The following is a 13,959-nucleotide window of genomic DNA, read 5'->3' as shown; positions in this document are numbered from 1 at the left end:
ACAACAAAAGAAGGTAGGTTATGAGTAATCCAAATAACGTATCGCTGAATATTAACCACGAGCTTGAATTTATTGATGGCCAAGCACTTAATATTCCAACCCTTAGTATTTTAACTGAGGACGGCGACATTCATCCTAGTGCAACCGCACCTGATATTTCAAAACATACCGCTATTAAGTTATATGAAACAATGCGTTTTATACGTTTGTTAGATGAACGTATGCAAGGCGCGCAGCGCCAAGGTCGTGTTAGTTTTTATATGCAATGCCTAGGCGAAGAAGCCGCAGTTACAGCCTCTGCTGCTGCACTTGATCAAGACGATATGATCATGGCTCAATATCGTGAACAAGCTGCACTACATTATCGTGGTTTTACACTCGATCAATTTATGAACCAAATGTTCTCAAATGAATTGGATTTAGGTAAAGGTCGCCAAATGCCAATCCATTATGGCTCTAAAGCGCTAAACTACATGACGATTTCATCGCCACTGGGTACGCAAATACCACAGGCCACAGGTCATGCATATGGTCAAAAAATAAAGCATATCGACGCTAAAACAGGTGAGCTTGCAAGCACAATTGATAACGTGACTATTTGTTACTTTGGTGAAGGTGCTGCATCAGAAGGTGACTTTCATGCGGGCTTAAATATGGCGGCTGTTCACAAAGCGCCGGTTATATTTTTTGCACGTAATAACGGCTATGCCATATCTACCCCTGCTGATGAACAGTTTAAAGGCGATGGTATTGCGTCGCGTGGTGTAGGTTATGGTATTAAAACAATTCGTGTTGATGGCACAGATGCACTTGCAGTGTATGCGGCGACTAAAAAAGCACGCGAAATAGCCTCAACACAAGGTGAGCCTGTGCTTATTGAATCGATAGCTTATCGATTAGGCGCGCATTCTACATCAGACGATCCCAGTGGTTATCGCTCTAAAGATGAAGAAGCAAATAATCAAATATGTCCTATTGATAAATTTAGAAAATGGTTGGTCAAGCAAGATTGGTTAAACGAAGAAGACGACATAAAAGCAAAAGAGTCGATTCGTGAAGAAATTTTAGCAGCGCTTAAGCGTGCTGAAGTTGTTGCCAAGCCGGCTTTAGAAGAATTGGTATCTGACGTTTACGATACTCCAATTCCCTTATTGCAACGTCAGTACGAGCAATTAAAAGAACATATAAAACAGCATCCAGGTGCTTACCCAGTAACCGCAGGGAGAATTAAGTAATGGCTAAAATGAACATGCTCCACGCAATTAACTCTGCCCTCGATATTACGATGAACGAACACCCTCAAGCCTGTATTTTTGGCGAAGATGTTGGTTACTTCGGTGGTGTATTTAGAGCAACATCAGGTTTGCAAGAAAAGTACGGTAAGCATCGCGTTTTTAATACGCCTTTAACCGAACAAGGTATTTTAGGTTTCGCTAATGGCTTAGCGGCTTTTGGTGCGCCTGCATTGGCAGAAATTCAATTTGCTGATTATATATTCCCAGCGTTTGATCAAATAGTAAATGAAGCCGCTAAATTTCGTTATCGCAGTGGTAATGAATTTAATGTTGGTAACTTAACTATTCGTACGCCTTATGGCGGTGGTATTGCTGGTGGCTTATATCACTCGCAATCACCCGAAGCTTATTTTGCACATACACCGGGCTTAAAAGTGGTTGTACCGCGTAACCCTTATCAAGCTAAGGGGTTATTACGTGCCTCTATTAAAGATGATAACCCTGTCATATTTTTTGAACCTAAGCGTTTATATCGTGCATCAACAGGCGAAGTGCCAGAAGAAGATTATAGTATTGAATTAGGCACGGCTGAAGTAGTACAAGAGGGTACCGATATTACGCTTTTAGCGTGGGGTGCTCAAATGGAGATTATTGAAGAGGCAGCACAGCAAGCAAGCGAGCAAGGTATAAGCTGTGAAGTAATAGATCTTCGTAGTATTTTACCATGGGATGTTGAAACGATTGCTAAATCGGTTATTAAAACCGGCCGTTTAATCGTGAGCCATGAAGCGCCTATAACTAATGGCTTTGGTGCCGAGATAGCAGCAACAATACAACAAGAGTGTTTCTTGCATTTAGAGTCGCCAATTTTACGTGTATGTGGTCTAGATACACCATACCCGTTGGCACTTGAAAAAGAATACGTACCGGACGCACTAAAAGTGTTGGCTGCAATTAAACAATCAATGGATTTTTAGGGGTTACCATGGCGAAAGACTTTATATTACCCGATATTGGAGAAGGCATTGTTGAATGCGAAGTTGTTGAGTGGCTAGTTCAAGAAGGCGATACCGTATCTGAGGATCAGCCAATTTGTGATGTGATGACAGACAAAGCATTAGTACAAATTCCGGCAGTGCATGATGGTATTATTACAAAGCTATATTATCAAAAAGGTGAAATTGCTAAAGTACATGCGCCTTTATTTGCTATGGATGTAACTGGTGATAGTACTAGTAATGAAGTAGTCGAAGAGCCAGTTCAAGCTGAAAATAAAACTAATAACAATGCATCTGATGTAGTTGAGGACTTTATACTACCAGATATTGGTGAAGGTATTGTTGAGTGTGAGATTGTTGATTGGTTAGTCGCAGAAGGCGACGAAATAGAAGAAGACCAAGCGGTTTGTGATGTAATGACCGACAAAGCATTAGTACAAATTCCGGCAAAATATACAGGCACAGTAAAAAAACTATATTACCAAAAAGGTGAAATAGCAAAAGTACATAGCCCGTTGTTTCAAATGACAATTGCAGGCAGTGCAGTAAAGCCAAATGTTGATATAAACCAAGCGGTCGTAAAGGCTCAAACTAATGCCGTCGCTGAAAAAGTTGCCTCTGTTAAAACGCAGCAAGCTGCAAAGGTTATCAATCAAAAAGCGGTTGCGTCGCCTGCAGTTCGTCGTAAAGCACGTGAACTTGATGTTGATTTAACGTGCGTACCAGGTAGTGGAAAAAATGGACGTATTTACAAGCAAGATATTGAAGAGTTTGTAAAAGGCGAAGTGCCAAATACTATTGATACTTCACCGCTTAATAGCGATGCTTCTCAAAGTGCAGTACAAAACCAAACACAGAATCAAAGCGGTGGTGTACGAGTAGAGCAAATTAAAGGCATTAAAGCGGCCATGGCCAAGCAAATGGTGGCATCGGTTTCAACTATTCCGCACTTTACGTTTAGTGATGAAATAGACTTAACACAGCTTATAGCTTTGCGCAGCTCCTTAAAAGAGCAGTACAAAGCACAAGGCGTAAAGCTCACCATGATGCCATTTTTTGTAAAAGCACTCTCGCTAGCAATGAAAGAGTACCCTGTACTTAATTCAAAAGTGAACGATGATTGCTCAGAGCTTACCTATTATAACGATCATAATATTGGTATAGCAGTTGATTCAAAAATTGGCTTGTTAGTGCCTAATATTAAGTCGTGCCAGAGTAAGAGCATTGTCGATGTGGCTAATGATTTAACCCGCTTAACTCACTCAGCGCGAGAAGGGCGTGTTGCACCTGATGATTTAAAAGGTGGGACAATTAGTATCTCTAACATTGGTGCGATTGGTGGCACTATTGCGACCCCTATAATTAATAAACCAGAAGTAGCTATTGTTGCATTGGGTAAACTGCAGCACTTACCGCGTTTTGATGAAAGTGGCCAAGTTGTGAGTAAAGCGATAATGCAAGTGAGTTGGTCTGGCGATCATCGTGTTATTGATGGCGGCAGTATTGCACGCTTTAATAACCTATGGAAATCGTACTTAGAAAACCCATCGGCAATGATGATGGCAATGAGTTAATAATATAATTGTTTAACTAGGGCGTTTTGATCTTTGATGGTTGAATTTACAGCAGTATGTTTGGTTTTTAGGCAAGGCAGAGCCTATGAAGTGTGGTTACTCCCCATAAATAGGCGATAACGCAGCATAAATGCCAAACATGCGCTGCCCTTCGGGTTTTGCCTAGGGGCGATAAACTCTTTGTTGCTCGGTTTTTACTTAGCCCACTAGGTTACAAACCTCGCGCCGCGATTTAATCGCCCCAGATTGAACAAATTTCAATCCGCAAAGGTCAACACGCCCTAATAAAAAACCAGCAATTTGCTGGTTTTTTGTTTTAAATGAGTCTGTTTTTATTTAAGATACAAGTGTTACTAAAAAGTAATAAAGTTAACCCTGTTAGGGAATATAAAAAATAACACTAAGGAAATTTCATGGAACATTATATGAACGCGTTGCGTAGCTACGCAGATTTTTCAGGCCGTAATCGTCGTAAAGCATTTTGGATGTTTATGCTAATTAATATTATTTTTTCGCTTTTAACAAGTGTTATAGATGGTATTACAAACACAATGTTCGTAAGCTCAATATATAGCTTAGCTTTATTGATCCCTCAATTGAGTGCGGGTGCACGTCGTTTACACGATACTGGTCGTTCAGGCTGGTGGCAGTTACTTTGGTTAGTGCCAGTAATTGGTTGGATTGTTTTAATTGTTTTTCTTGCACAAAACTCACATGAAGGCGAGAACGATTATGGCCCAAATCCGAAAGAGCTAGCTGCAGAGCCAGCTACGGTATAAAAAATAACTTAATATTAAAAGCTCAGCAATTGCTGAGCTTTTTTGTTTATGGCAATTTTAACTTAAAAAGTAAAGGCCATAGCCAACGGCCAAAGCAGGAATAGATGTATACACAGTCGCAATTACAGCCGCTTTAGGTGCCATTGCAATTGCAGGAAATAACGCATCACCATCGTTAGATATCGCATTAGCAGTTAATGCGCTAAATGGAATAATACCTTGAATATATAACGTAGTAACAATTATTTGCGGGCCACAACCTGGTAAAAAACCAATCACTACAGCAATAAGTGGGGCTAAATAAGCATAATGTGCAAACCAGTTTTTTAAATCAAGCCCTGCAATATTTACTAAAATCTCAAACAACATAAACGATGCCACTACCCATGCGGTCACAAAGTGTGTGTCTTGAAGTACTTTAATAATTTTAGAAGGTGGATTACATTCATCGTCTTCTGAGGTTACTTCTTTATAGCTTTCACCTTTAGAAGAATACGCCCATATAGTTACAGTAAATAACGCCATTGCAGCACCAAAAATACTAATACTTGTGCCTGTGTATTTTCCAAATTGATCAAAGTCGACATTAAATGCAATTAAAAAAGCAATAATGAGGCTTGGAATAATAGCGAACATCCAAACGGGTTTGCTTATTTTAATTATACGAGTTGGCAATACTTTAACTTGGTGTTTTTGTTCTTGCTTTGTTGGGCGTAAAAAGTCTTTTGCATGAAGGGCGTTTACTATAACACCACAAAGCGTGCCTACTACTAAGCCAATGGCCATTATGGTTAAACCTTCAGTAGGGCGAGTGGCAAGGAGTAAAAATGCGGCATCTCCCATTGTAGCTGTTAAAACAGCAACAATAGCCCCAAAACTTGCTTGGCCTTTTGTAAACTGGGTAACCACTATTATTGCACCACCACATCCAGGAAGGGCACCTAAAACGGCAGCAAAAAATATTTCTAATACCGGCGATTTAGCACTTAAATAACTAAGTTCTAATTGAGGTAAATGCTCTATGGCGTAGTAATAAATTAATAATGTAGCAGCAACAAATACGCTAACTTGAAAAAAAGCATCGCTTAGTGCTGTTATTGTAATTTCACGAAGTGATGGCACAGCTAAGCATACCAGCAAAAAAAGCGGTAATAATAAACGTTTATTTTGGCTAACAAAGCGTTTAGAAGCGGGCGTAATAAATCCTATTTGAGAGAGTAAAATCATACAGTGTTACCAATTAAATAAACTTAGTAACACTGTATATTTTAATTAAATGATAATCAATATCATTTGCATCTATTTAAATCGATTACTCTCTTCGAGTTTTTCGATGTTAAACCAATGCTACTTACGTTGAAATTCTGAGCTTGCATTCCACGTTGGCCATTGCTCTTGCTCAGAAATATCATAACCTACTTTATAAAACAATTGTAAGTCTAGAACAGCACCCGATAAATCCCATTCGTCACGGTAACGATCACATGGTTGATGATAACAGCCGCGAAGTACTAAACTCATGCGTTTACGGTAATTAGCTGTTTCTTCGTCAGCTGCTACTGTGCCACCGCCTGCGTACATGGCTGGAATGCCCATATTAGCAAATGCAAAGTGATCAGAGCGGTAATAGCCACCAGATGATGGTTTAGGATCGCCTGATATTGTTCTGCCTTGCTCTTTAGCTGCAGTTGCTAAAAACTCATCCATTTGTGACTTACCAATACCAACCACATTCATGTCTTTTACTTTGCCTAATAAATTTAAGCTATCCATGTTTATGTTAGCGACTGTTTTATTAGCTGCAATCACTGGGTTAGCTGCATAGTATTTAGAACCTAGTAAGCCTTGCTCTTCAGCAGTTACCGCTAAAAATGTCATTGAGCGGCTAGGATGCTTAGGTAATTTAGTAAAGGCTTCAGCTACTTCAATAAGCCCAGCTGTACCCGTTGCGTTGTCGTGAGCACCGTTGTAAATTTGATCGCCTTTACGTGTTTTATCTGTACCTAAGTGATCCCAATGCGCCGAGTAAATAACATGCTCATCTGGTTGCTCGCTTCCTGGTAACGTAGCGATAAAGTTATACGACACTGATTTTTTAATCGTATTTTTAACATTAACAGAAGCAGTTAAATCGCCCATATCAACATGGTAAGCACCTTTAGCTGCGTTTTCTTTCGCAGTTTCAAAATCTAATCCTGCTTTAGTAAAAAGCTCTTTTGCTACGTCAGTTGTAACCCAGCCTTCAACGGCTACGCGGTCCATATTGTTGTTTTCTTTTTGAAAACCAAACTGCTCGCCACTCCACGAATTTTCAACAACCGACCATGGGTATGACGCAGGTGCTGTTTCATGAATAATAATTGCACCTGCAGCACCTTGTCGACTTGCTTCTTCATATTTGTATGTCCAACGACCGTAATAAGTCATTGCGTCGCCAGTAAATAAAGCAGGGTCTTTTGTTGCAAAGCCCGGATCGTTAACAAGCATTACAACCGTTTTGCCCTTAACGTCTAAGCCTTCGTAATCATTCCAATTGTATTCAGGGGCATTAACGCCGTAGCCCACAAATACAAGTTCAGAATTTTCTATGCCTTCTTGTGAGCTAATGCGGCTGCTACCCATAACCATGTCTTTTTTATATTGATAGTCTTTACCACCAATACTAAGCACCATATTCGAATCAGCTTCTAAAGAAACCAATGGCACTTCTTGTAAGTAACTGTCGCCATTACCTGGTTTTAAACCTAAAGCTTTAAACTGCGCAGTTAAATAATCAAGCGTTAGCTTTTCGCCAGGTGATGAAGGAGCACGTCCACCAAACTCATCCGATGCGAGTACTTTTACATGTTTAGCCAGTTCATCAGCTTGAATACTGTTATAACCATTTGTTACATCAGTAGGGGTAATACTTGTTGTTGCGCAACCTGCTAAAACAGCAGTAGCGAGGAGTGTGAGAGAGAAATAATGTTTCATGTCAGCTCTTTTTTTGTTTTAAGTTGTGATTAGTATATTAACTTCTATTAAGCAGAACCAGTTTTTGCGGTAAACTTCTCGTAAATTATAGGCATAAATTGTTAAAGGTTTAAATGAAGCGTTTTACTCCCCCCGAGCAGTGGCAAATCAGTAGTTTAGAAACAGGTGCATTTGCGCATTTACGTGAGCTATTTAAAGTTAACGAACTAACAGATTGGCCATCGCCGCAGTGGTTTTCTCCATTTTTAACTGCTATTAATGAGAATAGTATTCCTATTACTTTTGAAGATGATGCAAAGGTAGACTTTGGCGATCGGTATTACGAGCAAGTAATTTTTGAAACGGGTGTTGTACCTACACGCAGTGAAAATTGGCATGACTTATTTGGTGGGTTTATATGGTGTTTATTTCCTAAAACCAAAGCGTTAATAAACCATAGACATGTGCAAGATATAGCTGAGCATGGACTGCAACAGCGTACTAAGCAACGTAATGCACTAACGCTTTTTGATGAATGTGGCGTTGTATTAGCTATAAGTGAGAGTAAATGGCAGCAGTGGCTTTGCGATCACCAATGGAAAACTGCATTTGTTGAACACAAACATGAGTGGGGTAAAACAATAAAACCTTTTATGTTTGGTCATGCTAATTATGAAATGCTAACAAAGCCTTATATAGGTTTAACGGGTAAAGCGTTATTTGTTTGTGTACCTAATGAAATATTTTGTAAAGATTTAGTAACTCAATACCAGTACCTTGACCAAGCCCTTTATGAGATGATTAGTACAGATAACTGCTTAGCCGATAACAAAAAGCTTTCACCACTGCCTTTATTAGGTGTGCCAGGCTGGCATGACGAAAACAAAGACGACTCTTTTTACAACAATACAGATTATTTTAGAGCGAAACGAAGGATGCGAACATGATAGAAGTTGCTGGGCTTAAAAAGAAATTTAAGCTAACTAAAGATCACAAAAAAAATAAAATAGACGACATCGATCCTCGTGAAGATAAAGACTACTTTCACTCAGTACGAGACGTTAGTTTTAGTTGCGCTAAAGGTGAGGTACTTGGATTGCTCGGCCCAAATGGTGCGGGTAAAACGACGACACTGAGAATGATTTCAACCGCGTTAAAGCCCGATGAAGGCTCAATAACTATTGCTGGAAACGATATTGTAAAAAAACCGCTACTGGGCCGTAAGTCTATTGGATTTTTATCAGGCTCTACGGGTTTGTATGGCCGCTTAACTGTAAAAGAAAACATAGAGTATTTTGCAAAGCTTCATGGCATGAACAAAAGCGATATAGCAACGCGTTGTGATGAGCTATTTACATTGCTTGATATGCATAAGTTTGTAGATAAACGGGCAGAAAACCTATCAACAGGTATGAAGCAAAAAGCAAATATTGCGCGCGCAGTTGTTCATCGCCCAGCAGTTGTGGTACTTGATGAGCCAACAACGGGCCTTGATATAATGACAACACAAACCGTTATTAAATTTATCAAAGGTTTAAAGGCGCAAGGGACGCCTGTTATTTTCTCAACCCATCATTTAGATGAAGTAGCCCTTTTATGTGACCGTGTCGCTGTAATTAACGAAGGTATTAGCTGTTTTGACGGGACAGTAGAAGAGTTTAAACAAGCAGGTAATAGTGATGAGCTTAATCAAGCGTTTATGAATATATTAACGGAGAAGCATGATGTTTGAGGTATTTAAAAAGGAATTAAGAGAGTTATTACGCGATAAAAAAACGCTATTATTTGTAGTCGCGCTCCCTGTTGCTATATTTCCGTTATTGTTTGCCGTAATGGCATTTATAAGCTCGCAAGCTGCAATGGACGCTGAGCAAAAAGTAAATACATACGCTATTATTAACGGTGAATACGCACAAGAATTTACTGACAAAGTGTTTTATCACAAAAGTTTTGAGCTTTATAAAGGTACTAAAACCTTTAATAACATTGAAGAGCTTAAAGCAGGCGTTATAGCTGGCGATATTGATATGGGTATTTATTTACCAAGCCATGCTGAGCAAACTTTAGATAGCGGTGAACAAAGCCAGTGGCAGGTTGTGTTTAACGATTCAAAATCTATCAACTTTTTATTCGAACGAGTTAAAGAACTCGCAAAAGAATACAGTGACGTACTGCAAACTCAAAAACTAATCAGTTTTGGTATTGAAGAGTCTGTTCAAAAATCTATTCTTAATCCAATTGAAGTCATAAAAGTAGATACAGCCGATAAACGTGAAAACCTTGGCGAAAAAATTGGCGGGCTTTTACCTTACCTGCTTATTCCATTAGTATTGATGGGGGCAACTTATCCCGCTATTGATTTAGGCGCTGGCGAAAAAGAACGCGGCACGCTAGAAACACTCCTACTTACACCTATTACGCGTACAGAGTTGGTGCTTGGTAAATTTATAACCTTGTTAACTACATCAATTGCCTCCACAACCATAACCGTCTTAAGTATGGGGTGCTGGATAGCATTGGCGCTCGCGTTTGCCGATCTTGATTTTATTAAAGCCGCATTTAGTACATTAGCAGTTACCGATTTACTAATGATATTTGTACTATTATTACCGGTTGCAGCTATATTTTCGGCCTTAGCTCTGGCTATATCTATCTATGCTCGCACGTTTAAAGAAGCGCAGAATTATATGGCACCACTTAGTATGGGCGTATTTTTCCCGATTATTATTTCAATAATGCCAAATATGGAACTTACTGCTAAAACTGCATTCATTCCTGTTACAAACGTAGCATTAGCAATTAAAGAAATAGTAAAAGGGACTGTTGATTACACATTTGTAGGCTTAATATTTTTAGCCACTGCAATCATTGCTGCTGGACTATTGGCTTTTTGTGTTAAGTGGTTTAACAGAGAAGATGTATTATTTAGGTAATGTACATAAAGGGTTTTAAGAATATATAAAAGGTAGCAATTGCTACCTTTTATATTTTGAAGTGATTAATAGTTAAAATAGCCCATTTATTAATTTTGTAAGCCAATATTTTTTAACCCATTCATTTAAAATTCACATAAGGGTTGTGCTCTAAATAAAACTAATGATTTAGTCTTTTTATTATAAAAATTATAACGATAACTGATTAGTTAGAGGGTCCAATTCTCTCTTTAATACTCTATACTAATAACAATAAAAACTTATGGTGACGGTAAATGTTAAAAAAGAATATTTTTTTGAACGTGACAAAAAATAATAAATTAATGCTCGTTGCAACAATAATATTTGTTCTTATAGCTTTACCATCTCTGTATTTGTTCGATCAAAAAGTAAGAAGTGATGTTTATAATTCAGCTCAAATAGAATTAAAGCGTGAACTTGAAACAAAAAGCCTTTCATTAAAAAAACATCTTAAAGACAGTGTTACCGCCATTCGCTTTTTAGATGCTACACCACCAATACAAGGGATTACCCGCGCAAAAGAAAATAAACTAATTGATCCCGTTCTTGGTACGCCAATAGATGTTTGGCAAGAGCGCTTAGCAAGCATTTTTACTGGTTTTATGCAGACCGATGACAGTATTTTGCAAGCTCGCTATATTATGCTCGAAGATGGTGGGCAAGAAGTTGTCAGAGTTGACCGAAATCAACTTGGAGAAATTAATCGTCTGCAGGGTCAGCAATTACAAAAAAAAGGTCAACGCGATTACATAATCAAAGCAAGCATGCTTGATAAGAAAAGTGTTTATATTTCTCCAATTAACTACAACCGTGAAAATGGACAAATACAAGAACCTTATATAAGCACTTTTCGTGTTGCTAAGCCTGTTTTTGATGAAAATAATAAAATATTTGCAATATTAGTTACTAATTACTTTGCGGATAAATTACTTGAAGATTTGACAGTTGAATCTCCACAAGGGACGCAGATTTACCTTATGAATAATGAAGGTGAATTTTTATATCATCCAAACCCTCAACTTCGATTCAGTTTTGAATTTAATAAAACTAAAACATGGTCTGAAGAATTCTCTACTGCAACCACCATGACAGAGCAAGGCACTTTACCAATAAGTAATTATCCAGTGGCTTACACTTTAAAAAAACGAATTTCGTTTGAGGGTGATATAGCCATGCTCCCTTTAGAGCTTGGTGTAAGTGTTGATACAAAAACATTGTTTGCAAAGGTGAATGAGAGACGTCAAAACTTTATTGCAATGTTAGTAGTATTTTTTAGCGTATTTTTAGTTATTGCTTTTTTATACCAACGTTTTATAAACCGTAAGCTGTTAATTAATTCTCTAAAAGAGCAAAATAATAAAGTAATAGAAAATTCTCTAGATGCTATTTTTACAATTGAGCAAAACGGCGAAATTGTTCACTTTAATAATACCGCTAAAGAGGTTTTTGGTAGTTCAATTTCAGGCACTAATCCTGATTTTGTCTCGCTGTTTAATTTAAACAACGCAGACACTAATTGTATACAAGAGACTATTACAATCGGATCAAAAATGCCGTTTGAAGCTATCTACTCAGATGGTTATGGCAACAAACAATATTTTTCGATTACGCTTAGCAGTATTTTTGACGTATATAATAACCGTTATCAGGTAGCGGCTATTTTAAGAAATATTAGCTCATTAAAAAATACTCAATCAGAGCTTGAAGGCTTAAACAGTACTTTAGAGCTAAAGGTTTCACAAAGGACTGTTGAGCTAGAGCGAGCAATTGATCAAGCATTAGCAGCGAGCCAAGCAAAAAGTGACTTTGTAGCAAATATCTCTCACGAAATACGCACACCAATGAATGGCGTATTAGGGATGCTTGAAATGCTCAAAGAAGATGGCTTAACCGAACAACAATACCATTATTTAAAACTAGCAAATAGCAGTGCTAATTCATTGATGAATTTGATTAACGATATCCTTGATTTTTCTAAAATAGAAGCAGGTAAGCTTGATATTGATAATCATACATTTGATGTTGTTACAGTATGTAGCGATATGATTAGCTCTTTAGCGTTACAGGGTCAACGCAAAGGTCTTGAAGTATTTTTAGATACTAAAGATGTAGTAGACAGAATGGTTATTGGCGACAGCCATCGACTTAAACAAATTTTAATTAACTTAGTTAATAATGCGTTTAAATTTACTCATAGAGGTGAAGTAAGTTTAACTGTGGGCTCTAAGTACATTACTGACTCAAAGTTATTAATGAGCTTTACAATAAAAGATACCGGAATTGGTATAGCGCCTGAAAACATAGACAAATTATTTGAAGTATTTACGCAAGAAGACTCAAGCACGACCCGCCATTTTGGTGGTACAGGCTTAGGTTTATCTATATGTAAAAAGCTTGCTCAGTTAATGGGTGGTAATATTACGGTTATAAGTGAAAAGGGCGCGGGTAGTACCTTTACCGCAACGGTTGAGCTACACGTTGCACAAGAGAAAAAATTAAACACAGGTATAGAGCTTGCTACAAGTATTAGCGTAGCGGCATTAATAGCGCGCGATAACGTTTATAAAAACGTGTGCGACTTATTGTTATTAACCTGCAAAGTAAAAGCAGAAAACATTGTACGACTTGATTACTTTAGTGAGCACAAAGAGTTTGAAGCTGATTTATTATTAATTGATGATGAGCATCCTCAAATTGATGCGTTAATTGATTACTGTAAACAGTTTAATAAAAAGTATGTTTTAATTTTACGAGACATGGTGACAGATAAGCCAATCAAAACGGTATTACCTGAAGGCAGCCATATTTTAAATAAACCACTCACTCAAGATCAATTCAGTTATAAATTGGCCAGCTTATTTGGTGCTAGTAGTGACTGTATTATAGCGCCACCTAAAGGCTTGGAAGTGGAACAAGTAGAGCCTGACCTATCTGCTTATCATATATTATTAGTTGACGATAATATGATAAACATTGAAGTAGCTAAGGCGATATTAAAGCGTACTAAAGTAAAAATCACTTGTGCGTCAGACGGTATTGAAGCATTACAAGCATTGAGAGAAAACGAAGAGCAAGCTTTTGATGTTATATTAATGGATTGCCAAATGCCCAATTTAAATGGCTACGATACCACAAGTGAAATTAGAAATAGTAAGGCAGGGGTAGATTATACTTACATACCGATTATCGCTATGACAGCGAGTGCGATGGAAGGTGATAGAGAGCGATGTTTAGCTGCTGGAATGAACGACTACATTACAAAACCAATTAAACCACAAACTTTAAAAGACAAGCTAATTACTTGGTTAAGTTAATCGTTTTGAAAATCAGCTGCTAAGCAGCTGATTTTTTGGTAGTGTTTAGAAATCTGTGTCATTTCAGTATTATTAAGAAAACAGGAGTGACACATGACTCAATCTTTCGATTTCAACAAAGCATTAGCTGAACTTCAGGCTGGTAAAGGTCTT

Annotated in this window: 10 protein-coding genes; 8 read left to right on the top strand and 2 right to left on the bottom strand. The window is 37.9% G+C overall.

All coding sequences use genetic code 11. The features are described 5' to 3' along the window. Nucleotides 1-20: 20 nt before the first annotated feature. From I6F10_RS08815 to I6F10_RS08800, 4 genes are all read left to right on the top strand, one after another. Nucleotides 21-1,235, top strand: a complete 1,215-nt coding sequence (locus I6F10_RS08815; RefSeq protein ID WP_197098731.1) for a thiamine pyrophosphate-dependent dehydrogenase E1 component subunit alpha — start codon at nt 21-23, stop codon at nt 1,233-1,235. After that, the gene (locus tag I6F10_RS08810) at nt 1,235-2,212 is read left to right on the top strand and encodes an alpha-ketoacid dehydrogenase subunit beta (protein ID WP_165723475.1); all 978 of its coding nucleotides are present in this window, start codon (nt 1,235-1,237) and stop codon (nt 2,210-2,212) included. Before I6F10_RS08815 ends, I6F10_RS08810 begins: the two co-directional genes overlap by 1 nt. Nucleotides 2,213-2,220: 8 nt before the next feature. Continuing rightward, on the top strand, nt 2,221-3,807 hold the full coding sequence (locus I6F10_RS08805; protein WP_197098730.1) for a dihydrolipoyllysine-residue acetyltransferase: 1,587 nt from the start codon (nt 2,221-2,223) through the stop codon (nt 3,805-3,807). A 413-nt stretch (nt 3,808-4,220) separates the two neighbouring features. After that, the gene (locus tag I6F10_RS08800; protein ID WP_197098729.1) at nt 4,221-4,586 is read left to right on the top strand and encodes a DUF805 domain-containing protein; all 366 of its coding nucleotides are present in this window, start codon (nt 4,221-4,223) and stop codon (nt 4,584-4,586) included. 57 nt (nt 4,587-4,643) lie between these two features. On the opposite strand, the gene I6F10_RS08795 is transcribed toward I6F10_RS08800, so the two are convergent. Continuing rightward, complete coding sequence (locus I6F10_RS08795; RefSeq protein ID WP_138489105.1) at nt 4,644-5,813, bottom strand: putative manganese transporter; 1,170 nt, start codon at nt 5,811-5,813, stop codon at nt 4,644-4,646. Nucleotides 5,814-5,933: 120 nt separating this feature from the next. Further along, nucleotides 5,934-7,559: a M28 family metallopeptidase gene (locus tag I6F10_RS08790; protein ID WP_197098728.1), complete on the bottom strand. Its 1,626-nt coding sequence runs from the start codon at nt 7,557-7,559 to the stop codon at nt 5,934-5,936. Nucleotides 7,560-7,672: 113 nt separating this feature from the next. On the opposite strand from I6F10_RS08790, the gene I6F10_RS08785 reads away from it, so the two are divergent. The 4 genes from I6F10_RS08785 (at nt 7,673) to I6F10_RS08770 (ending at nt 13,806) form a co-directional block, all read left to right on the top strand. Further along, the gene (locus I6F10_RS08785) at nt 7,673-8,485 is read left to right on the top strand and encodes a DUF3025 domain-containing protein (protein ID WP_197098727.1); all 813 of its coding nucleotides are present in this window, start codon (nt 7,673-7,675) and stop codon (nt 8,483-8,485) included. Further along, entirely contained in the window at nt 8,482-9,270 is a 789-nt protein-coding gene (locus I6F10_RS08780; protein WP_165743220.1) for an ABC transporter ATP-binding protein, read from the top strand. Before I6F10_RS08785 ends, I6F10_RS08780 begins: the two co-directional genes overlap by 4 nt. After that, nucleotides 9,263-10,471: an ABC transporter permease gene (locus I6F10_RS08775; protein WP_165743224.1), complete on the top strand. Its 1,209-nt coding sequence runs from the start codon at nt 9,263-9,265 to the stop codon at nt 10,469-10,471. The genes I6F10_RS08780 and I6F10_RS08775 overlap by 8 nt, the downstream gene beginning before the upstream one ends. A gap of 323 nt (nt 10,472-10,794) precedes the next feature. Beyond that, nucleotides 10,795-13,806 (top strand): ATP-binding protein, encoded by a 3,012-nt coding sequence (locus I6F10_RS08770; RefSeq protein ID WP_442960860.1) that lies wholly within the window; start codon nt 10,795-10,797, stop codon nt 13,804-13,806. Nucleotides 13,807-13,959: the final 153 nt, after the last annotated feature.

It is taken from the genome of Pseudoalteromonas sp. SWYJZ98 (assembly GCF_015864495.1).
GTDB lineage: Bacteria > Pseudomonadota > Gammaproteobacteria > Enterobacterales > Alteromonadaceae > Pseudoalteromonas > Pseudoalteromonas distincta.
This window is presented reverse-complemented; position numbering and strand designations above follow the sequence as displayed.

Bases quoted from the DNA above. Each gene is read 5' to 3' on its own strand.
- I6F10_RS08815 (WP_197098731.1), top strand. From the start codon at position 21: ATGAGTAATCCAAATAACGTATCGCTGAATATTAACCACGAGCTTGAA.
- I6F10_RS08785 (WP_197098727.1), top strand. From the start codon at position 7,673: ATGAAGCGTTTTACTCCCCCCGAGCAGTGGCAAATCAGTAGTTTAGAA.
- I6F10_RS08790 (WP_197098728.1), bottom strand. From the start codon at position 7,559: ATGAAACATTATTTCTCTCTCACACTCCTCGCTACTGCTGTTTTAGCA.
- I6F10_RS08780 (WP_165743220.1), top strand. From the start codon at position 8,482: ATGATAGAAGTTGCTGGGCTTAAAAAGAAATTTAAGCTAACTAAAGAT.
- I6F10_RS08800 (WP_197098729.1), top strand. From the start codon at position 4,221: ATGGAACATTATATGAACGCGTTGCGTAGCTACGCAGATTTTTCAGGC.
- I6F10_RS08805 (WP_197098730.1), top strand. From the start codon at position 2,221: ATGGCGAAAGACTTTATATTACCCGATATTGGAGAAGGCATTGTTGAA.
- I6F10_RS08810 (WP_165723475.1), top strand. From the start codon at position 1,235: ATGGCTAAAATGAACATGCTCCACGCAATTAACTCTGCCCTCGATATT.
- I6F10_RS08795 (WP_138489105.1), bottom strand. From the start codon at position 5,813: ATGATTTTACTCTCTCAAATAGGATTTATTACGCCCGCTTCTAAACGC.
- I6F10_RS08775 (WP_165743224.1), top strand. From the start codon at position 9,263: ATGTTTGAGGTATTTAAAAAGGAATTAAGAGAGTTATTACGCGATAAA.
- I6F10_RS08770 (WP_442960860.1), top strand. From the start codon at position 10,795: ATGCTCGTTGCAACAATAATATTTGTTCTTATAGCTTTACCATCTCTG.